Raw genomic sequence first — 21,360 nt, 5'->3', positions numbered from 1 at the left:
ATAACTCATAGAATAAGTTTTATGGTCACTGTCGTTTTAAACAAGTCCAAGTTTCACTAGACTTTCCGCAATTTGTACAGAATTAAAGGCTGCTCCTTTAAGGAGATTATCTGAAACAATCCATAAATGGAAGCCTTTTTCTTCATCAAGGTCACGACGAATTCTTCCTACAAACACTTCATTTTTCCCTACAGCATTAGCTGGCAAAGGATAAACCTGTTGTTCCGGGAAGTCTTCAAGAACGACCCCTGGCGAGTCTTTCATAAGTAACTGAATATCTTTTGTATCAACGCCGCTTTCGTTTACTTCAATATAGACGGATTCAGAATGCCCCGTTTCAATTGGTAATCTAACACAGGTTGCGGCTACCTTCAATGAAGGCATGTGGAGAATCTTTTTCGTTTCATTGATCATTTTCATCTCTTCAAACGTAAAGCCATTTTCCATAAACGAATCAATTTGCGGAATTGCGTTAAAAGCAATTTGATGGTGCTTCTTCTCGCCTTTAACCGGAAGTACCTGCGGATCTACCTTTTCACCGTTTAATATATTCCTAGACTGTTCATAAAGTTCGTCAATTGCATCTTTACCTGCACCCGATACAGCTTGATACGTACTAACTAAAACTTTATTTAACCCAAATTGCTTTCGAATTGGTTCTAATGCAACAACCATTTGAATCGTTGAACAATTTGGATTTGCGATAATCCCTTTGTGTTGATGTAAATCAGCTTCATTTACTTCTGGGACGACTAGTGGAACATCTTGATCCATTCTAAAAGCACTCGTATTATCGACTACAATCGCCCCACGTTTTACTGCTTCTGGGGCAAACTTTTTAGAAATCGATCCTCCTGCACTAAATAGAGCAATATTAACCCCTTCAAAACTATCTGGAGTCGCTTCCTCTACGATGATTTCTTTTCCTTTAAAGTTTACAATACTGCCAGCTGAACGAGCAGAGGAAAGTAACGTCAATTTTCTAATAGGAAAATCTCTCTTTTCAAGTGTTGCGATCATTTGCTGCCCTACTGCTCCTGTTGCTCCAAGTACTGCCACATGAAATCCAGTTGTATTCATGACTACTTTTCTCCTTCCAATTCTCAAAGACAGTATAAACTGTCGCAAATATATATTTGTTTAATAAAAATTATTTTACCATAGTCGCAAGCAATACTGTAACTCTTTTTGCTTGCATTCGTAGGAAAGACGACCCTCCTTTGAGTCGCCATTTTTACTTTAGTCTAGATATCGTTCAATCACAACTGGTTGGATTTGCTTTCTGTCTAATGAAGCTTCAATCGTTTGTTGTAAACTAGTCATTCTTGCTACCATTGATTTTGGTTTACTTTCAGGTGCATCTTGCCCAAATGGAATGAAATAAATATCTTTTGTCGCCATTAGCCTCATTAGATTCGTTCCGTTTAATCCTAGAGCATCATTCGTTGAGATGCCGAGAACAACTGGTCGATGATTTCTTAATGTCGCTTTTGCCGCCATTAAGACTGGGGAATCAGTCATCGCATTGGCTAATTTACTCATTGAATTTCCTGTTAATGGAGCGATAACCATGCAATCAAGCGGAAGTTTAGGTCCCAATGGTTCAGCTTTCACAATGGTATCAATTACTTTATGTCCCGTTACCTCTTCAATTCTTTTAATCCAATCCTCACCGTCACCAAAACGTGTAACGGTATTTTTAACAGTTGAAGATACGACTGGAATGACATCCACTCCAATTTTCACTAAATTCTCAATTTCAGGAAAGACTGCATCATACGTACAATGTGACCCTGTTAGACCAAAACCTATTCGCTTTCCATTTAGATCCATATCCCTATTCTCCTTTCCACTGACCTAGAAGTAAGGAAGACAATACATTGGCTAATATTTGACCAGCTGTTTTCGGTGCAACAATTCCAGGCAAACCAGGCGCGAGTAAAGCTTTTATTCCTCTTTTATCTGCATATCGAAAATCGGTTCCTCCTGGTTTAGAAGCAAGATCTATAATTAACGTATGTGTAGGCATCTTACTTATAGCGGATGCTGTTACAACAGGAGCAGGAATCGTATTTATACAAAGGTGGACGTCATGTACTTCTTCTTCTAATTGATCCAAATGAAATGGAGTCAGACCCATTTCAGATATCCTTGCAATATGCTCCGTTTTTCTCGCTCCAACTTTAACCTTTGCACCAAGGTGGTGAAATGTTCTTGCTACACTCATTCCCACTCGACCTAATCCTAAAACAATACAATTAGAACCATGGATCGTAAAATCCGTATGCTGAATGGCCATCATAATCGTTCCTTCGACTGTTGGAATAGAATTATAGATAGCTACATCGTCTCTTTCAAATAATTGAACAAGTTTTCGATTCGTACTTCCTGTTAATTCATTTAAATAGTCGTTGCTAATCCCTGAATAAATCGTACAATGTGGCGGAGTTTCCGATATAAGCTCTTTTGTAAGCTGAACTTTTTCATTAGAAAAGATTGTATCAATTTCTCCTGTCAAACTAGTACCTGGAACAGGCAAAATTACTGCATCAAGGTCACTGAATTCAACATCTTCCAACCTTTCTTTCACTGCCCCTGTAAACGCGTGATCCAATTGTTCAAACCCTACCAAGGAGAGTTTGGCATCTAGTTCTGTAAGCTTACGAATGATCTCGAGTTGACGAGCATCTCCGCCAATGATTGCGATCTGCATTCCAGTCAACATCAATGCATTCACCTTCTTTAATTGTAATAACTTCTTCCGAGTGTATATCACTTCAACATTGTATGTGACTATAGAGAGATGGGTGATTGAAGACTATAGGAAATAATGAAGATAAGGAAAATAGATGCTTTTCCCTCGTACTATCCTTGGTACAAACTCGTTCTTATTGTTGTTCAATAAAAGCTGCTTGGAAATGATCGTTAAAGAATGTAAACGTTGCTTAAATATCAAAATTGACGAAGAATGGATGAATGACGAAAAATACACTTAACATGTATATTAGAGGGTGTTTCCATTGTAGAAAATGAAGGAAGCAGTTATAAGATTGATTCAAGCAAAGTCCTAAAAGTAGGAGAAGTTATTTTTCCCATTTTTTAAACGAGGCCCTAGCCTTATTGCTACATGATGATACAAACAAAAAATAAGGCTACCTTCCTCCATTTAAAGTTGGAGGTAAGGCAGCCTAAGTAGTGTTTGCTTGTGTCACATGAGAAGGGTAGATGTTAGTCATGATCTTGTATTTCTAAAATGATCATATCTGTTCCAATTGTTCTAATTTGATGCCAAGGAACCCTTGTTTCAGCATTTTGCTTTCGGGCAAACCATTTACCCGTTGGAATAATTAACGATGAAATTTGACCTGTTTTATCATCAAATTCCAAATCCGTTTGACCTAGTATCCCTAATCTTTCTGCTTTTTGATAATCAACGATTTCTTTTCCACTCAATTCACTTAATCGCATAGTTCCCTCCCATTTTCTTTATAGTACATTTTATACGAAAGAGAAAAGATTTAGAATGAAGAAACTCGATTAATAGTACAAATAAGTTTTAGTGTGTAGACAGAAATATCATTGATGTAAATTACAATTGTTTAAGAAGCCGCTATCCCCTTCTAACACCATTGCTTATATTCCCATTCCTATGTTTAGATTGTCGGTAGTTCTGCAGTAGGTGATATGAGCGCCATAGAATAGTCACGTGAGAAGATTGTCTTTGCCGTTTCATTAACAGCAGAAAGACTTACTTTATCAATATCTTCAACAATTTCATCTAGTGACCGATGCTTTCGTAATAATAATTCATTTTTCCCATTTCTGCTCATTCGGCTATTAGTACTTTCAAGACTTAGTAAAAGATTTCCCTTTAACTGCTCTTTACTGTTTAAAAATTCGTTTTCTGTCACTCCATCCTTCGTAATGGTACTGAGGGTTTGTTGGATGGTCTCAAATAATTCTTGAAGCTGTGTTGCTCCCGTTCCGCCGTATAATGCAACAAGCCCACTATCCTGATATGCTGAGTGATAAGAGAATATTGAATAGGCTAATCCTTTTTGCTCTCTTACTTCTTGGAACAGACGAGAGCTCATACTTCCACCTAGAATATTATTTAAAACAATTAAGTTATATATATCAGGATGCCCTACTTTAAATCCTTCGAATCCTAAACATAAATGGGCTTGTTCAATTTCTTTCTTTTTAGAAATTTGAACGGCATGGAAAACGGGTTTTTCGTCTTTTGGTTCGCGAACTCCTCCAGTATAGCTACCAAATAGCTTTTCTACTTGTTTCATAAAAGATTCCTCAACATTGCCTGCTATCGAAATAACAACCTCTTCAGGCGCATACATATTATGTACATATTCTTTTAATGTGTCACTTGTAAAGGTGGATAACGTTTGTTCAGTACCTAAAATTGGATAACCTAGCGAATGGTCTTGATAAATCGCTTTACCGAGCATATCGTGCACAATATCATCAGGTGTATCCTCATACATTTTGATTTCTTCATATACAACCTTTTTCTCTTTTTCAAGCTCATCTTTATCAAAAGTAGAATTGAAAAACATATCAGCTAAAATTTCCAATGCATATGATGAATGATTATCAAGTACTTTTGCATAGTAGCAAGTATATTCCTTTGAAGTAAAGGCATTAACTTGTCCACCAATTTTATCAAACGACTCCGCTATTTCTCTAGCTGAACGGGTTTTCGTTCCCTTAAATAACATATGTTCCAAGAAATGAGAAATACCGTTATTTTGGCTATTTTCATTAACAGAACCTGTACCAATCCAAACACCAATTGCTATAGACCTAACAGTTGGGATTTCCTCTAGTACAATTCTTAGTCCATTTTGGCATGTATATCTCTTTATCAAATTACTTCCTCCTGTTCTTGCTGTCAAAAAACCATTCACATGTATTATTAGTTTAAGTTTCTCCAGAATTAGTTGGATTATTTCCTTGAGGGAGAATAATTCTGTCTTCTTTTAAAAGTTGGGTTACGGTACCTATCCGAAGGTTTTTCTTTTTAATTTCAATAATTAACTGTTCCATAGCATCAGCGGTAGGTTGGGTTGGGTGCATTAAAATCATTGCCCCCGGATGTACTTTTTTCACTACTCGCTCTATCATAACGTTTACTGATGGTTTTTGCCAATCAATCGTATCAACGCTCCATAAAATCGTTTTCATATGCATGCTTGCCGCAATGTCTACGACTTCCTCTCCAAAACTTCCACTAGGAGGAGCGAACCACTTTACTCGTTTTCCTATAGTCGATTCTATTATTTCATTTGTTTTCGTCAGTTCTCTTTGAATTTCAGCACTACTCAAATTTTTCATATTAGGATGAGAATAAGAATGATTCCCTACTTCATGCCCTGCATCTACAATCATTTTGGCAAGGTCTGGATTTTCTTTAACCCATCTTCCTTCTAAAAAGAAAGTCGCAAATACTTGGTGTTTTTTTAAAGCGGAAAGAATTTTCGGTAAGTGTTCGTTTCCCCATGCAACATTGATAAGAAAGCTTACCATTGGCTTGTCTGGGTTTCCACGATAAATTGGGGCAGCAGGAAGATCAGATAAATGCACCTTTGGAGAAATCTGTTCAAAAATGAGTAAATCCTTTTGATACTTTCCTTCCTTTTTCATTTTCTTATACGAGCCTTCTATATCTACCTTTAATCCATTATATCCTGCTGTTGCCTTCCAGACAGAATCCACAACTGCATCTTTAGGCGCAATATAAAAAGCTTTTGCTTCTTTTTCAATTCTTTGGATCAACTCATTTTTACCATCTACTGGAACGTCAATGGTTTTTAATGTGGTTACATAACTGTTAGTCCAAGGATTATTTACTGTTAACCACCCTATAATAATAATAAGTACAATGGCAATCCCTTTTTTTTCTATTTTCATTTAATCCACCCCCCCTAGTACTTTATGACCTTTATGGACAAGGTAGAACCATAATGCTTACTAGTACTATTCCTAGCGTTGTGGGGTGTCAAAACTAGAACATAAAAAAAAGCCAGCTGAGAGCTGGCCTTTTTTACGGCTAGTTTTGTTGTTCTTCTTTTTCTTTCTGTTCTCGAATGACTGCTTTTCGGGATAAGTTTACTCTTCCTTGATTGTCAATATCAATCACTTTCACGAGAATTTCATCTCCAAGTGCAACAACGTCTTCCACTTTTCGAACTCGTTCCTCTGCAAGTTCAGATATATGAACTAACCCGTCTTTACCAGCAAAGATTTCAACAAAAGCACCGAATTTTTCAATTCGTTTCACTTTTCCTAAATACATTTGCCCAACTTCTACTTCGCGAACAATATCCTCAATGATTTTCTTTGCTTTCTTATTCATTTCTTCATCAGTTGAAGAGATAAAGACTGTTCCATCTTGTTCTATATCAATTTTTACACCAGTCTCATCAATAATTTTATTGATCTGTTTTCCACTTGGACCGATGACATCACGAATCTTATCAGGATTAATCGACATCATCACTATTTTAGGTGCATATTCTGAAAGCTGTGTACGAGGTTCGTTGATTGTTGCAAGCATGGAATCAAGGATTTGAATACGACCTTTTTTGGCTTGCTGTAGTGCTTCTTCAAGAATCTCTCTACTTAACCCATCAATCTTAATATCCATTTGTAGGGCCGTTACACCACTGGATGTTCCCGCAACCTTAAAGTCCATATCTCCTAAATGGTCTTCCATACCTTGAATATCCGTTAAAATAGAGTAATGTTCACCAGATTTAACTAGTCCCATCGCAATTCCAGCTACTGGAGACTTAATTGGGACACCAGCGTCCATCATTGCGAGCGTACTTGCACAAATACTAGCTTGAGAAGTAGAACCATTGGATTCAAGAACTTCTGAAACTAAACGAATGGTGTACGGAAACTCTTTTTCATTCGGAATAACAGGCTCTAATGCACGCTCTCCTAATGCCCCATGTCCAATTTCACGACGGCCAGGTCCACGTAAAGGCCCCGTTTCACCTACAGAAAATAACGGAAAGTTGTAATGATGCATAAATCGTTTTGATTCTTCTATACCAAGTCCATCTAATATTTGTACATCTCCAAGTGCTCCTAATGTACATACACTTAAGGCTTGTGTTTGTCCACGTGTGAATAAGCCAGAACCGTGAGTTCGTGATAGCAATCCAATAGAAGATGATAGTGGGCGGATAACATCTAGGCCACGACCATCAGGACGCACCTTTTCTTCCGTAATTAGGCGACGTACTTCCGCTTTTACAAGTTTGTCTAATACTTTTTTCACTAACTTGATATCTTCTTCTTCTGCCTCGTTTTCTTCAAATGTAGCAATGACTTCATCCTTTACAGAAGTAATCGCCTCTTCACGAGCATGTTTCTCTTGTACTTGAATGGCGGAAATTAATTTCGTTTCACACATGGAACGCACTTCCGCTTCAAGATCCTGATCTATTTGAAATAGTTCTACTTGTCTTTTTTCTTTTCCTACTGCTTCACGGATTTCTTCTTGAAACGCAATTAAGCGCTTGATTTCTTCATGTCCAAACATGATGGCTTCAAGCATCGTTTCTTCTGGAATCTCATCAGCCCCAGCCTCTACCATATTAATGGCATCTTTTGTTCCAGCTACGACAAGATTCATAGCACTTTGATCCATTTGTTCAACCGATGGGTTAATAATAAACTCCCCATCAATCATCCCAACAACAACACCTGCAATAGGTCCCTCAAATGGTATATCCGAAACTGTCAGTGCTAATGATGATCCGAACATTGCTGCCATTTCTGAAGAACAGTCTTGATCAACACTCATTACCATGCTGACAACTTGAACTTCATTTCGAAAACCATCCGCGAATAACGGGCGAATCGGTCTGTCAATTAGTCGACTAGCGAGAATAGCCTTTTCACTAGGGCGACCTTCCCGTTTAATAAAGCCACCAGGAATTTTTCCAACAGCATACAGACGCTCTTCATAGTTAACGGTTAACGGAAAAAAATCTACTGGCTTTGCTTGTTTTGAAGCTGTAGCTGTACTTAATACAGCAGTATCACCATAACGAACCATTGCTGCGCCATTTGCTTGCTTAGCCAACTGGCCGATTTCAACTGATAAAGTTCTTCCTGCCCAATCTATTGAAAAACTTTTCTTTTCTTGTTCCATTTACAAACCCCTCTCATCAATTTTCATTATATTTTCATTGTATATTGTGATATGCAATAGTACATATCACTCCTTATGTATAAATAGTTTAATCAAAAGAAGTAGGAACTTATACCTTCCCATTCATCTTTTGGAAATAATAATTTTAATTTCTATCTTTATGGCGGTTATTGTATCACTTTTTTGGCTAATAAAAAAGCGGGAAGAATCCCGCTTCTTTAAGTGAACTATCGACGTAGACCAAGTTTATTGATTACTTCACGATAGCGTTGTACGTCTTTATTACGTAGGTAAGTCAATAGGTTACGACGACGTCCTACCATTTTTAGAAGACCGCGACGTGAGTGGTGGTCTTTTTTATGAGTACGTAGATGCTCGTTCAAGTTGTTAATCTCTTCCGTAAGGATAGCAATTTGAACTTCTGGAGATCCAGTATCATTGTCGTGAATTTTGTATTCACTGATTAATTCGTTTTTACGTTCTTGAGTGATAGCCATCCTGTTCACCTCCTAAATATTCATTATAATCCCCAATTACCTCGCAGACGTTGGTGAATCGCACTGCCAAGCAATGGTTAATATCATACGTTTAATAGAATACCTTTTTTTAATGAAAAAAGCAAGTCTAAACCTAATGGTTTTTGAAAAAAGCTAAGGCTGTCATCTTGTCTTTTTCAATTTGGCTAATGAGAGCTTCGATTCCATTAAATTTTTGTTCATCACGAATTCGCTTAAACCATTTTAATTGAATCTCTTCTCCATAAATAGAATGATCAAAATTAAAGATATGAACTTCAATTGATAAAACTTTTTCATCAGGGTTTTTAAACGTTGGTTTATAGCCAACATTACAAACACCATCATACCATTTATTTTGAACAAATATTTGAACACTATATACGCCTGTTCTTGGTATTAAATACGTATCTTCTTGTTCAATATTAGCTGTTGGAAACCCTATTTTTCTCCCTCTTTTATCTCCATGAACAACGGTTCCTTTTGTATGATAAGGTCGATCCAACAAATTATGCACCGTCTCAATTTGTCCCTCAGCAATACATTCTCGGATTTTGGTTGAACTGATTTTCGCTTCTCTTTCAGTAAGCTTAGCTACTGTCGTATAAGTAAAGGTGTCCCGTGAATGAAACTGAATCGTTTCCATCGTTCCCTTTCCAAGACGTCCGTATGTGTAATCAAAGCCAGCAACAACATGTTGAACATTTAGCATAATAATATACTGATCGACAAACTCCTGTGGTGTTAATGAAGCAAAATCTGACGTAAATCGCACGACAAAGGCAATATCAACACCTAAATCCTCAAAAACCTTCATCTTCTCTTCTAATGGTGTTATATATCGGACATGCTGATGCTTACGCCCTAATACCACTGAAGGGTGGGGGTCAAAGGTCATAACCGCTGTTTTTAATTGATGTTCATCAGCATATCTTTTCGCTGTTGAGATGACTTTTTGATGTCCTTTATGTACACCGTCAAAATAGCCAAGTGCCATGACAAGGGGAGAGATTTCCGCTTTATTCAAATCATGGGGATGATGTATCGTTATTTTTTCCACAATCATTCACCTTACTTCATTAGTCATTATGAAGAACTTTTATAGGTTTAATTAAACCTGATTTTGTTGGATGATTTTGATAAATAGCTATCGCCTTATTATCATGATAAAACACAACTTTTGCATCAGAGGAAGGCCAAGCATCAGGAATAGTTAAAAGTGCTCCATTTTTTACTTTCTCTGCTAATGTATCACTTATTACAAGATTCGGCAAATAAGAAATTCCATATTCAATAGGAAGGATATTCTCTTTCAAATCACCCATTTTCATCTTATCTTCTAAATCTTGTAGTGTGATGCACATATCGGAGGAAATGTTTGCCGCACTTGTTCTAACTAGTTTAGACATATGAGCGGGGTATCCCAATTGCTCCCCTATTTCTACTGCTAGTGTTCTTATATATGTGCCCTTACTACAAGCTGCACGAAATGCAAATGTTATCGACTCTCCTTCAAAGCACTGACGATCGTCTAATAACTCTAAAGAGTGTATCGTTACTTTACGCGATGGTCTTTCAACCTCAATTCCTTGTCGAGCGTATTCATAAAGCCTTTTACCATTCACTTTCACAGCAGAAAACATTGGTGGAGTTTGCAGGATTTCACCGGTTAAGTTTTTCAGAACAGCTAATACCTCGTCCCTTTTAATGGAACGGTTTACTGTTTTCTTGTCAACGGTTTCACCTGAAGAATCTTCTGTTGTAGTTGACCACCCAATCGTTACCTCACCTTCATACACCTTACCAGCATCTGTAATGTATTCTGCAACTTTTGTTGCACGACCAAGACATATCGGTAAAACGCCTGTTACATCGGGATCTAACGTCCCTGTATGACCTACTTTTTTCATTTTTAAAATCTTTCGGACTTTAAATACACAATCGTGGCTTGTCATTCCTTTTGGTTTCCAAAGAGGCAAAATACCGTTCAATAAAATCGCTCCTCGAGTTGTAATTAATTCAAGTACGCATACCAGTAATGGATGAATGCGTATATGGAAATGTTCTATACCTCCTACTTCTGAAGCAAAACATTTCCTTTTTTCCCAATAAAAAAAGAAGGATGCTCAAATACAAAACTGAATTGTTGTATTTAGAGCATCCTTCTTTCTTATTCTTCTACTTTTGGTTCATCTGAAATTTTCTGTAACAGTGTTTCAATATGATTTCCATAATCAATTGATTCATCAAATTCAAAAATGATTTCAGGTGTCTTGCGTAAACGAATTCGATGCCCTAGCTCCGAACGGATAAAACCTTTCGCCTTGGCAAGTCCTTTTAATGTATTTTCTCTTTGATTTTCATCACCAAGGACAGTAATATATACTTTTGATTGTTGCAAATCACCAGATACTTGAACATCTGTAACTGTAACAAATCCAATACGAGGGTCCTTAATTTTGCGTCCGATAATATCGCTGAGCTCTTTTTTCATTTGCTCTCCGATTCGATTGGCACGAAGACTCATATTTGTCACCTCTTTTGTCTGTTATAACCATTCTACCGTTGTATTTGTTCTTTCCCAATCTGGAAAAGAGTCCAAAAACGTTAGCGCGTTATTAAGCTCCCGTTCTGCTGCCTTTCTACTAGAAGCTACTGTCACAATGGCAACCCCAGTGCGCTGCCATAAATCTTGATACTTCACTTCAGCAACAGAAACATTCGCTTTTTGTTTAAGCCGTGTCAGTACACGCTGAAGCACGGCTCTTTTTTCTTTTAAGGAGTGCGTATGATGAATAAAAAATTCACATTCGGCAAAGCCGATCATTAACGCTCCACTTCCTCCATTACAAAGGCTTCTAATACATCGCCCTCTTTAATATCGTTAAAGTTTTGAACTGTAATACCACATTCATATCCACGAGCAACTTCTTTTGCGTCATCTTTAAAGCGTTTAAGTGCATCTAATTCTCCTTCAAAAATGACAATTCCATCGCGAATAACACGAATGCCACTATTACGAGTAATTTTCCCTTCCGTTACGAAACTACCCGCAATTGTACCAACTTTTGAAACTTTAAACGTTTGGCGCACTTCTGCTTGCCCAATTACTTTTTCTTCAAATTCAGGGTCTAATAACCCTTTCATTGCCGCTTCAATTTCTTCAATAACTTTATAAATAATTCTATGAAGGCGGATATCAACACCTTCAGCTTCTGCAGCACGTTTTGCATTTACGTCAGGACGAACATTAAACCCAATAACAATGGCATTTGATGCAGCTGCTAACGTAATATCAGACTCATTCAGCGCACCAACAGCTGTGTGAATAATTTTAATATTTACACCTTCAACGTCAATTTTGTATAGAGCTGCTGATACAGCCTCTAGAGAACCTTGAACGTCTGCTTTTAATACGATGTTTAAGTCTTTCATTTCCCCTTGCTTCATTTGCTCGAATAGGTTATCAAGTGTAACACGGGATTTTTCACTTCGAAGTGCTTGCAAAGCTTGTTGAGCACGGCTTTCTCCAATTTGACGAGCACTCTTTTCGTTTGGCAATACGACAAAACGATCTCCAGCAAGTGGGACATCATTTAATCCCGTTATTTCTACAGGAGTTGACGGTCCAACCTCTTTCACTCTTCTGCCAAGGTCGTTGACCATTGCACGAACACGTCCGTACGTATTTCCAACTACGATTGGATCTCCTACTTTTAACGAACCGTTTTGCACAAGTAATGTTGCAACAGAACCCCTTCCCTTATCAAGCTCTGCTTCAATTACTGTACCCATTGCTAAACGGTCTGGGTTCGCTTTTAACTCCTCTACTTCTGAAACAAGTAAAATCATTTCTAACAAAGAGTCGATTCCTTCACCTGTTAGAGCAGATAGTGGAACGAAGATCGTATCTCCACCCCAATCTTCAGGTACAAGTCCATGCTCAGTAAGCTCTTGCATAACACGATCAGGGTTTGCAGTTGGTTTGTCCATTTTGTTAACAGCAATAATAATCGGAACCTCTGCTGCTTTTGCATGGTTAATGGCTTCTACTGTTTGAGGCATTACTCCATCGTCTGCTGCAACAACGATAATCGCAATATCCGTAATTTTAGCCCCTCTTGCACGCATCGTTGTAAACGCAGCATGGCCAGGTGTATCAAGGAAAGTAATCTTCTTACCTTTTTCTTCTACTTGATAAGCACCAATATGTTGTGTAATTCCACCAGCTTCTCCCTCCGTCACTTTCGTATTACGAATGGAATCAAGAAGCGTTGTTTTACCATGGTCAACGTGTCCCATAATCGTTACAACTGATGGGCGTTCAACAACATCATTCTCGCTATCTTCAGTGAAATATGTTTCAAGATCAGTTGTATCGACTAAGATTTCTTCTTCTACCTCAACACCATACTCAGAACATATTAATTCAATCGAATCTTTATCTAATTGTTGGTTAATGGTAGCCATTACACCTAACATAAATAATTTTTTTATAATTTCAGCTGGATCACGGTGAAGCTTTTTCCCTAATTCTGCTACTGTTAGAGATTCTGTGAATGTAATTTTTTCTGGAAGCTCTTTTTCTTTTCTAGGTGTTGGAGCTGGCTTGTGTTGATTTTTATTAGCTGGTCGCTTACTATTTTGTTTTCTTTGATTTCTTTGGTTTTTCCCTTTATTATTTGCAGGTTTATTTGGATTTTTTTTATTTGGATTTGTCGGCACAGATTTCACCTTTTCTTTTTTCGGTGCATCTTCCACCGGATTTTCTTTTACATATTTTTTATTTAACTTTTGAATCATCGCATCATCTAATGTTGCCATATGATTCGATACTTCCACATTCAGTTCTTTCAAATTGTTAATAATGTCTTTACTAGATACATTATGTTTTTTTGCATATTCGTAAACACGCGTTTTACTCATATGTTCACCCCCATTGAATTTAATCGAGCAAAGTGAACAGCTTGTTAGCAAACCCATTGTCAGACAGGGCAACCACAACACGAGCTTCCTTGCCAATGGCGTGACCCAAGAGTTCACGATTTTCGACAATCCTAACTGGCACACCATATGTACGACATTTATCTTTCACTTTTTTCGCCGTATTTTCAGAAGCATCTTGTGATAATATAACAAGCTTGGCACGTCCGCTTCTTACTTCTTTAATGACCAATTCTTCTCCAGAAATCACTTTTCTCGCTCGATTTGCCAAACCTAGTAACGATAGCCAAGGCGCTGATTTCATGTTCTACTCCTCTTCCACTGCTTGTAAAAGATCTTCGTATACAGTCTCAGGAATCTTTGCACCTAATTGGTTGGCTAAAATATTTTTCTTTTTGGCTAATAAAATGACTTCCTTATCCTTAGATAAATAAGCCCCTCTACCAGACTTCTTTCCAGTTAGGTCGATAGATACGTCTCCCTGTTTTGAACGAACGATACGGATCATTTCTTTTTTTGGTTTCATTTCACCAGTTGCTACACATTTTCTTAATGGGATTTTTTTTCGAGTATTCATTGTATGCACCTTTTACTCGATTCCATCTTTAAAAAGATCATCTTCTTCATCTGATTCAGTAGGTTCAGATACGAGGAGATTCTCTTCACGAGGATAGATTCCCAATGCACGTGCATCCGTTTCGCTTTTAATATCAATTTTCCAATTCGTCAATTTTGCTGCTAACCTTGCATTTTGACCGCGCTTACCGATTGCTAAAGAAAGCTGATAGTCAGGAACGATTACGGTCGTAGCCTTCTCCTCTTCATTCACTTGTACTTCAAGGACCTTTGAAGGGCTAAGTGCATTTGCAACAAATTCAACAGGGTCTTCTGACCATTCAACAATGTCGATTTTTTCACCTTTTAATTCATTAACGATAGCCTGAACACGTCCTCCTCTTGCTCCTACACAAGCGCCAACAGGATCAACTTCAGGGTTATCAGCGTAAACAGAAATTTTCGAGCGGTCTCCTGCCTCACGTGCAACAGACTTAATTTCAACCGTCCCATCAAAAATTTCAGGAACTTCAATTTCAAATAAACGCTTCAATAAGCCAGGATGGGACCGAGATACAAAAATTTGTGGTCCTTTTGTTGTTTTTTCAACTTTTGTAAGAAATACTTTAATACGGTCGTGTGGTTTATAGGATTCATTTGGCATTTGCTCGTTAATTGGAAGAAGTGCTTCAATCTTGCCAAGGGCTACATAAATATAGCGATGGTCCAATCGTTGAACAATACCTGTCATAATATCTTCTTCTCTATCGATAAATTCAGAATAGACAATACCTCGCTCTGCTTCACGAACACGTTGTGTAACCACTTGCTTCGCTGTTTGCGCAGCTATTCGTCCAAAATCCTTTGGTGTTACTTCCAATTCAACGATATCCCCTACAACATAGTTAGGATTATAATTTTTAGCATCTTCAATGGATATTTCTAAACGAGGATCAAATACTTCATCCACTACTTCTTTACGAGCAAATACGCGCATTGTACCTGTATCAACATTTAAGTCTACACGGACGTTTTGTGCTTGATTAAAATTCCGCTTGTACGCCGATACGAGTGCTGCTTCAATTGCATCGATTAATACATCCCTTGAAATACCTTTATCCTTCTCTAAAATCGTTAGAGCATCTAAAAATTCTGTGCTCATTTTCCCTTTATCCCCCTTCTATACGATTCCTTAGGAAAAGATGATAGCAAGCCTTGCTTTTGCCACTTTTTCCTTTGGGATTTGCACTTGTTTTTTTCTTGTTTTAATCGTTAATTCAATGATAAGAGTATCTTCTGTGTATTCAAGAAGCTTTCCTTCAAAAACTTTTTCTCCATCAACGGGTTCATATGTTTTAATATGAACATTTTTTCCAACAGCTTTATGAAAATCCTCCGTTTTCTTCAGAGGTCTTTCCGCTCCAGGAGAAGAAACTTCAAGAAAATAATTGTGTTGAATCGGATCAAGCTCATCAAGCTTTTCACTCAGTTTTTCACTGACGATTCCACATTCTTCAATATCTACACCTTGCTCTTTATCTATAAATACGCGAAGAAACCAACTACTTCCTTCTTTTACGTATTCCGTTTCAACCAATTCTAAATTCATATCCTCTAAAATCGGTGAAACAAGCTCCTCTACGAGATTCGTAATTTTACTCATATATACCTCCTGGTTAAATAATAGATCTGGAACCAAGAATGAAAAAAGTCTCTTAGCAAACAGGAAAGAGTGGGGAGCCCCCACTCTTTCCTTCAGAGTTATCTCTAGTATTTCCAATAAAACTATACCATATCCACTATTTTTATGCAAATATGACATTAAAAAAGAGACAACTGGTTTTGGTCTGGCAACGATTCTAAACAGCCGTGATTGTCTAGATATTCAATAATCGTTTTAGACACTCTGCCGCGCTGCTGCAGGTCTTCCTTCGAGAGGAATTCACCTTCTTTACGAGACTTCACAATATTAATGGCCGCATTTGTACCTAATCCAGGAATCGAGTTAAACGGCGGAATGAGTGAATTACCTTCAATAATGAATTGACTTGCATCCGATTTGTATAAGTCAACTCTTTGGAAGTTAAATCCTCTTTCTGTCATTTCCAATGCCAACTCCAATACGGTCAATAAACTTTTTTCTTTTGGCGCAGCCTCTAAGCCTTTCGCCAATATCTCTTCTACTCTTGCTCGAATGGATTGAGTTCCTTTTACCATCGCATCTACGTCAAAGTCCTCTGCCCTAACTGTAAAGTAAGCAGCATAATATAATAGAGGCAAATGAACCTTAAAATACGCTATTCGAACAGCCATAAGAACGTAGGCTGCGGCATGTGCTTTCGGGAACATATATTTAATCTTTTTACAGGAATCGATATACCAATCGGGAACGTTATTTTTTTTCATTTCATCTTCCATTTCAGGTTGAAGCCCTTTCCCTTTACGAACAGATTCCATAATCTTAAATGCCAAGGATGGTTCTAGGCCTTGATAAATTAAATAGACCATTATATCGTCTCGACACCCAATTACTTCACTTAACGTACACGTTTTATTGTGTATTAACTCCTGTGCATTGCCCAACCAAACATCCGTCCCGTGAGACAATCCTGAAATTTGGACAAGCTCCGAAAACGTCGTAGGTTTTGTATCTTCTAGCATTTGACGGACAAACCGAGTCCCGAATTCAGGAATTCCTAACGTTCCTGTTTTACACATAATTTGTTCTTCAGTGACGCCTAACGGCTCTGGACCGCTGAATATTTTCATCACTTCTGGATCGTCTGTTGGGATTGTTTTAGGGTCAATTCCTGATAAATCTTGAAGCATCCGGATAACAGTGGGATCATCATGGCCTAATATATCTAATTTAAGTAAATTATCGTGAATAGAATGGAAGTCAAAATGTGTTGTTTTCCATTCACTGCTTTGATCATCGGCGGGATACTGGATGGGCGAAAAATCATAGATTTCCATATAATCTGGAACAACGATAATTCCACCTGGATGCTGACCAGAAGTTCGTTTCACTCCGGTACACCCTTTTACTAACCGATCAACCTCTGCCCCTCTTAATTGTAAATTATGATCTGAAGTATAGCCTTTTACATATCCATAAGCTGTTTTATCTGCAACTGTTCCAATTGTTCCTGCTCGATAAACATATTCTTCCCCAAACAGCACTTTTGTATAGTTATGAGCGCGAGGTTGGTATTCTCCTGAGAAATTCAAATCGATATCTGGAACTTTGTCCCCTTTAAAGCCAAGGAATGTTTCAAAAGGTATATCATGACCATCTTTTGTGTATGGTACTCCACACTTTATACAATCTTTATTCGGCAAATCAAACCCTGACCCTACAGAACCATCATTAAAGAACTCTGAATGCTTACAACTAGGACAAACATAATGTGGGGGAAGTGGATTTACTTCCGTAATCTCAGTCATCGTCGCTACAAATGAAGATCCGACTGAGCCACGTGAACCAACTAGGTACCCATCGTCAAGTGATTTTTTTACGAGTTTATGAGAAATTAAATAAATTACGGCGAACCCGTGACCAATAATACTTTTTAATTCTTTCTCTAATCTTGCTTCAACGAGGTCTGGTAATTCGTCACCGTAAATACTTCGAGCCATTGAATAGCTCATTTCCCTCACTTCTTCATCAGCACCATCAATTTTTGGCGTATACAGGTCATCCTTAATCGGTTTTATGACTTCAATCATATCCGCCATTTTATTCGTATTCGTGACAACTATTTCCTTCGCCCTATCCTCACCTAAAAAGGAAAAGCATTGAAGCATTTCATCCGTTGTTCGAAAATGAACCTCAGGCAATTGATGGCGATTTAATGGATTGGCACCACCCTGTGAATTAATAAGAATTTTACGATAAATGGCATCGTTAGGGTTTAAGTAATGTACATTTCCTGTCGCTACTACAGGGATATGCAGTCGCTCTCCAAGGTCAATAATTTTTTCAATAATATCTTCTAAATTTTGCTGACTTTGAATTAAATCCATCTCGATTAAATGTTGATAGACTTCCTTCGGTTGAACCTCGATATAATCGTAAAACCGAGCGGAGTCTTCTACTTCCTCAGGAGCCTTCTGCATCATTCCTTCAAACACTTCACCCTTAGAACAGCCAGAGCCAACAATTATTCCCTCACGATGCTTTTGTAGTACGGATCGAGGAATTCTAGGGACACGATAAAAATAATCAATATGAGAAATGGACACAAGCTTAAACAAGTTTTTAAGTCCTATTTCATTTTGAGCGAGCAAGGTACAGTGATACGGTCTAGATCGTTTGAAACTTTCTCCTTTACCCATATACTGGTTCATTTGATCATGGTAGTGTATGTCTTTTTCATTTGCGTCTTTTAACATTTTAATAAGTAAATATCCTGTAGCTTCTGCATCGTAGATTGCTCTGTGATGTTGCGTTAAATCAACATCAAACTTTTTCGCTAAAGTATTTAATCGATGGTTTTTCATCTCAGGATAAAGAAAACGAGCTAATTCTAACGTATCGATAACCGGATTACTAGCTTTTGCTAAACCGGATTTTTGGTAGCCAACATTTAGAAAGCCCATATCAAAGGTAGCATTATGAGCAACTAGAATACCGTCTTCCGCCCATTTATGAAAATCTCTTAAAACTTCTTCAACCTCTGGAGCACCAGAAACCATATCATCAGTAATACCCGTTAAGTCAATTGTTGTCGCTGATAGTGGGTGATGAGGGTTGGCAAATCGTTCAAATGTGTCAATTACCTCTCCCTTATGAACCTTAACTGCTGCTAATTCAATGATCGTATTGTATACGGCAGATAACCCTGTAGTTTCTACGTCAAAAACAATAAAGGTATCTTCCTCTAATAAACGATGGGCTTCATTATACGCAATCGGGACTCCATCATCTACTAGATTCGCTTCAACTCCATATATTATTTTAATGTCATTTTTTTTCCCAGCACTAAATGCCTCAGGAAAGGATTGAACAACTGCGTGGTCGGTCACAGCTATCGCTTTATGTCCCCATTTTTTCGCTTGCGAAATTAGGTCACTTACAGATGATACTGCATCCATTTGACTCATCGGTGTATGAAGATGAAGCTCAACTCGCTTTTCACCTTCAGGTGCCTTATCTTTACGTAAAACAGGGGTAATTTCATTTAAGTCATTCGCAATCATAACGAGATCACGAACAAATGTATCATTTTGAATACTTCCTCTTGCGCGAATCCACATTCCTTTTTTCAAATTCGCCATAATTGCAGCGTCCTCTTTATCTCTAGAGAACATTTTTACCATAATTGAGCTAGTGTAATCTGTCACTTTAAAAGTTAACAAGGTTCTCCCGCTTCGTAACTCTTTCGTTTCCGCTTCAAAAACAAACCCTTCGACAGCTACTCTGCGCTCTTCATCATAAATCTCCTCTAGCTTACGGAAATCAGCATCCTCTTTAATCGTTAAGCCAATCATTAATGGACCTGATGGTTCTGTGCCATTTGTCTCTTCCGCATCACGCTTTTGCATATCAACAACTGCTTGTTTGCCTCGTTCTTGATCCTCTATTTGCTTTTGCTTCAGAAAATTTGCAAAATCCTCGTTTTCCTGTTTTTCGACGATAGCTGTATCAATCGAAAATGCAGGAAATCCGTATTTAGTTAAAATCGAAGAGATCATATCTCCGTATTTCTTTTTCACTTGCGTTGCTTCTAATTCATTAGTAGCTTCAATTAATAATCTATTCCCTTGAACCTTTGGCTGTTGCTGATTTAGCATTGCTAAAATAGGAGGGGATATTCCTTGTATATCTTTAATGCACTCTCTCCAATAATCCGCAATGTGATTTTCGGAATGATGATGATTTTTCACACTTACTGAAAAACCTACTGTCGCAATATGCTTAAATGTATGAATTAAACGATCTGAAAATCGTGCAAATACAGGATACGGTATGACTTCGTCTAGCTGAAACACAAAATGCCAACTTTTTGTTTTTCGATCAACGATTAAGCGTAAAATCTCAGCTTCCTTAAAATACTGTACAAATGCATCCTCCGTTAATTGCATTTGCTGTAACAATAGTCGAAATCGTTCTCTACCGGATAGGTTATTACTCATACTTCACTCTCCTATCTAAATAAATCTAGTACTCATATTAATGAAAACCAAAGAATAATGCAATCCTGAAATGCGGAGGAGGCCGTTTAGCGACGTATAAACTTGAGGTGCTCCGCATGAGATAAAGGAAACACGAGGAGCGATAGCGAATCGATGTTGACTTATCGTAAGGAGGAGTGCACAAGTTTACTAGGCGCTGGCCGACGAAGCTGGACAACATCAAGGAACGAAGGCTAAGTGCGTGACGTCCTGTCACAACGCCTTCATGACCTACTTCCTGTAGGCCTAAGCGGAACAGCCCGTTCAGCGACGTATAAACTTGCTCCTCTCCATACGAGATAAAGGAAACACGGATTACAAAGGAATCCGATGTTGACTTATCGTAAAGAGGAGAGGACAAGTTTACTAGGCGCTGGGCTGTGGAGCTAGACAAAATGAAAAGCGGAGTCGGGTTGCTCAGCAGCGACAGGCATTTGGCGAAGCACGTAGGAAATCCTGATTTCCGGAGTGATTTGACAAATGACCCCGAGCTGCTACACGACGAAGCTAGACAACAACGAAATGCGGAGTCGGGTTGCTCAGCAGCGACAGGCATTTGGCAAGCACGTAGGAAATCCTGATTTCCGCAGTGATTTGACAAATGACCCCGAGCTGCTACACGACGAAGCTAGACAACAACGAAATGCGGAGTCGGCTCGTTCTGGGGCGACAGGCAACTGACGAGACACGTAGGAAATCCTGATTTCCGGAGTGGGGTGGCAGTTGACCCCGAGCCACAAGCCGACGAAGCTAGACAACACCGAAATGCGGAGACGGGTTGCTCAGCAGCGACAGGCATTTGGCGAAGCACATAGGAAATCCTGATTTCCGGAGTGATTTGACAAATAACCCCGAGCTGCTACCCGACGAAGCTAGACAATACCGAAAAGCGGAGTCGAGTTGCTCAGCAGCGACAGGCATTTGGCGAAGCACGTAGGAAATCCTGATTTCCGCAGTGATTTGACAAATGACCCCGAGCTGCTA

20 protein-coding genes are annotated in these 21,360 nt (G+C 38.3%); 2 read left to right on the top strand and 18 right to left on the bottom strand.

The window, feature by feature from the left end:
* Window positions 1–36 precede the first annotated feature (36 nt).
* From asd to WAK64_RS03890, 18 genes are all read right to left on the bottom strand, one after another.
* The gene (gene asd, locus WAK64_RS03975) at window positions 37–1,080 is read right to left on the bottom strand and encodes an aspartate-semialdehyde dehydrogenase (RefSeq protein ID WP_336585649.1); all 1,044 of its coding nucleotides are present in this window, start codon (window positions 1,078–1,080) and stop codon (window positions 37–39) included.
* Between the two features lie 159 nt (window positions 1,081–1,239).
* Window positions 1,240–1,833 (bottom strand): dipicolinate synthase subunit B, encoded by a 594-nt coding sequence (gene dpaB / locus WAK64_RS03970; RefSeq protein WP_336585648.1) that lies wholly within the window; start codon window positions 1,831–1,833, stop codon window positions 1,240–1,242.
* Between the two features lie 4 nt (window positions 1,834–1,837).
* The gene (gene dpaA / locus WAK64_RS03965) at window positions 1,838–2,725 is read right to left on the bottom strand and encodes a dipicolinic acid synthetase subunit A (protein ID WP_336585647.1); all 888 of its coding nucleotides are present in this window, start codon (window positions 2,723–2,725) and stop codon (window positions 1,838–1,840) included.
* A 503-nt stretch (window positions 2,726–3,228) separates the two neighbouring features.
* Entirely contained in the window at window positions 3,229–3,468 is a 240-nt protein-coding gene (locus WAK64_RS03960) for a YlmC/YmxH family sporulation protein (protein WP_336585646.1), read from the bottom strand.
* Window positions 3,469–3,653: 185 nt separating this feature from the next.
* Window positions 3,654–4,886 (bottom strand): M16 family metallopeptidase, encoded by a 1,233-nt coding sequence (locus WAK64_RS03955; protein WP_336585645.1) that lies wholly within the window; start codon window positions 4,884–4,886, stop codon window positions 3,654–3,656.
* Window positions 4,887–4,938: 52 nt separating this feature from the next.
* Window positions 4,939–5,928 (bottom strand): polysaccharide deacetylase family protein, encoded by a 990-nt coding sequence (locus tag WAK64_RS03950; protein WP_336585644.1) that lies wholly within the window; start codon window positions 5,926–5,928, stop codon window positions 4,939–4,941.
* Window positions 5,929–6,067: 139 nt separating this feature from the next.
* A complete protein-coding gene (pnp, locus tag WAK64_RS03945) occupies window positions 6,068–8,185 on the bottom strand; it encodes a polyribonucleotide nucleotidyltransferase (protein WP_336585643.1) in 2,118 nt (705 codons plus the stop codon).
* Between the two features lie 227 nt (window positions 8,186–8,412).
* On the bottom strand, window positions 8,413–8,682 hold the full coding sequence (rpsO, locus tag WAK64_RS03940; protein WP_336585642.1) for a 30S ribosomal protein S15: 270 nt from the start codon (window positions 8,680–8,682) through the stop codon (window positions 8,413–8,415).
* A 133-nt stretch (window positions 8,683–8,815) separates the two neighbouring features.
* On the bottom strand, window positions 8,816–9,766 hold the full coding sequence (gene ribF, locus WAK64_RS03935) for a bifunctional riboflavin kinase/FAD synthetase (protein ID WP_336585641.1): 951 nt from the start codon (window positions 9,764–9,766) through the stop codon (window positions 8,816–8,818).
* 13 nt (window positions 9,767–9,779) lie between these two features.
* Entirely contained in the window at window positions 9,780–10,691 is a 912-nt protein-coding gene (truB, locus tag WAK64_RS03930; protein WP_336585640.1) for a tRNA pseudouridine(55) synthase TruB, read from the bottom strand.
* Between the two features lie 179 nt (window positions 10,692–10,870).
* Entirely contained in the window at window positions 10,871–11,227 is a 357-nt protein-coding gene (rbfA, locus tag WAK64_RS03925; RefSeq protein ID WP_336585639.1) for a 30S ribosome-binding factor RbfA, read from the bottom strand.
* A 21-nt stretch (window positions 11,228–11,248) separates the two neighbouring features.
* A complete protein-coding gene (locus WAK64_RS03920) occupies window positions 11,249–11,527 on the bottom strand; it encodes a DUF503 domain-containing protein (protein ID WP_336585638.1) in 279 nt (92 codons plus the stop codon).
* The gene (infB, locus tag WAK64_RS03915; RefSeq protein ID WP_336585637.1) at window positions 11,527–13,626 is read right to left on the bottom strand and encodes a translation initiation factor IF-2; all 2,100 of its coding nucleotides are present in this window, start codon (window positions 13,624–13,626) and stop codon (window positions 11,527–11,529) included. Before infB ends, WAK64_RS03920 begins: the two co-directional genes overlap by 1 nt.
* A 19-nt stretch (window positions 13,627–13,645) precedes the next feature.
* Window positions 13,646–13,948 carry a YlxQ family RNA-binding protein gene (locus WAK64_RS03910; RefSeq protein ID WP_336585636.1) on the bottom strand — a complete coding sequence of 101 codons (303 nt, stop codon included), beginning with the start codon at window positions 13,946–13,948 and terminating at the stop codon, window positions 13,646–13,648.
* A 3-nt stretch (window positions 13,949–13,951) separates the two neighbouring features.
* On the bottom strand, window positions 13,952–14,221 hold the full coding sequence (gene rnpM / locus WAK64_RS03905; protein WP_336585635.1) for an RNase P modulator RnpM: 270 nt from the start codon (window positions 14,219–14,221) through the stop codon (window positions 13,952–13,954).
* A gap of 12 nt (window positions 14,222–14,233) precedes the next feature.
* A complete protein-coding gene (gene nusA, locus WAK64_RS03900) occupies window positions 14,234–15,361 on the bottom strand; it encodes a transcription termination factor NusA (RefSeq protein WP_336585634.1) in 1,128 nt (375 codons plus the stop codon).
* A gap of 30 nt (window positions 15,362–15,391) precedes the next feature.
* Window positions 15,392–15,862, bottom strand: a complete 471-nt coding sequence (rimP, locus tag WAK64_RS03895) for a ribosome maturation factor RimP (RefSeq protein ID WP_336585633.1) — start codon at window positions 15,860–15,862, stop codon at window positions 15,392–15,394.
* A gap of 158 nt (window positions 15,863–16,020) precedes the next feature.
* The gene (locus WAK64_RS03890; protein WP_336585632.1) at window positions 16,021–20,337 is read right to left on the bottom strand and encodes a PolC-type DNA polymerase III; all 4,317 of its coding nucleotides are present in this window, start codon (window positions 20,335–20,337) and stop codon (window positions 16,021–16,023) included.
* A gap of 434 nt (window positions 20,338–20,771) precedes the next feature.
* Here WAK64_RS03890 and WAK64_RS03885 point away from each other — a divergent pair, with 434 nt between their 5' ends.
* Together WAK64_RS03885 and WAK64_RS03880 are read left to right on the top strand one after the other, a co-directional pair.
* Entirely contained in the window at window positions 20,772–20,957 is a 186-nt protein-coding gene (locus tag WAK64_RS03885) for a hypothetical protein (protein WP_336585631.1), read from the top strand.
* A gap of 218 nt (window positions 20,958–21,175) precedes the next feature.
* Entirely contained in the window at window positions 21,176–21,313 is a 138-nt protein-coding gene (locus WAK64_RS03880; RefSeq protein ID WP_336585630.1) for a hypothetical protein, read from the top strand.
* Window positions 21,314–21,360: the final 47 nt, after the last annotated feature.

This window comes from Bacillus spongiae (assembly GCF_037120725.1).
Lineage (GTDB): Bacteria > Bacillota > Bacilli > Bacillales > Bacillaceae_K > Bacillus_CI > Bacillus_CI spongiae.
This window is presented reverse-complemented; position numbering and strand designations above follow the sequence as displayed.

Coding starts and splice junctions, on each gene's coding strand:
- asd (WP_336585649.1), bottom strand. CDS start 1,080: ATGAATACAACTGGATTTCATGTGGCAGTACTTGGAGCAACAGGAGCA.
- dpaB (WP_336585648.1), bottom strand. CDS start 1,833: ATGGATCTAAATGGAAAGCGAATAGGTTTTGGTCTAACAGGGTCACAT.
- dpaA (WP_336585647.1), bottom strand. CDS start 2,725: ATGTTGACTGGAATGCAGATCGCAATCATTGGCGGAGATGCTCGTCAA.
- WAK64_RS03960 (WP_336585646.1), bottom strand. CDS start 3,468: ATGCGATTAAGTGAATTGAGTGGAAAAGAAATCGTTGATTATCAAAAA.
- WAK64_RS03950 (WP_336585644.1), bottom strand. CDS start 5,928: ATGAAAATAGAAAAAAAAGGGATTGCCATTGTACTTATTATTATTATA.
- pnp (WP_336585643.1), bottom strand. CDS start 8,185: ATGGAACAAGAAAAGAAAAGTTTTTCAATAGATTGGGCAGGAAGAACT.
- rpsO (WP_336585642.1), bottom strand. CDS start 8,682: ATGGCTATCACTCAAGAACGTAAAAACGAATTAATCAGTGAATACAAA.
- ribF (WP_336585641.1), bottom strand. CDS start 9,766: ATGATTGTGGAAAAAATAACGATACATCATCCCCATGATTTGAATAAA.
- rbfA (WP_336585639.1), bottom strand. CDS start 11,227: ATGAGTCTTCGTGCCAATCGAATCGGAGAGCAAATGAAAAAAGAGCTC.
- WAK64_RS03920 (WP_336585638.1), bottom strand. CDS start 11,527: ATGATCGGCTTTGCCGAATGTGAATTTTTTATTCATCATACGCACTCC.
- infB (WP_336585637.1), bottom strand. CDS start 13,626: ATGAGTAAAACGCGTGTTTACGAATATGCAAAAAAACATAATGTATCT.
- WAK64_RS03910 (WP_336585636.1), bottom strand. CDS start 13,948: ATGAAATCAGCGCCTTGGCTATCGTTACTAGGTTTGGCAAATCGAGCG.
- rnpM (WP_336585635.1), bottom strand. CDS start 14,221: ATGAATACTCGAAAAAAAATCCCATTAAGAAAATGTGTAGCAACTGGT.
- nusA (WP_336585634.1), bottom strand. CDS start 15,361: ATGAGCACAGAATTTTTAGATGCTCTAACGATTTTAGAGAAGGATAAA.
- rimP (WP_336585633.1), bottom strand. CDS start 15,862: ATGAGTAAAATTACGAATCTCGTAGAGGAGCTTGTTTCACCGATTTTA.
- WAK64_RS03890 (WP_336585632.1), bottom strand. CDS start 20,337: ATGAGTAATAACCTATCCGGTAGAGAACGATTTCGACTATTGTTACAG.
- WAK64_RS03885 (WP_336585631.1), top strand. CDS start 20,772: ATGAAAAGCGGAGTCGGGTTGCTCAGCAGCGACAGGCATTTGGCGAAG.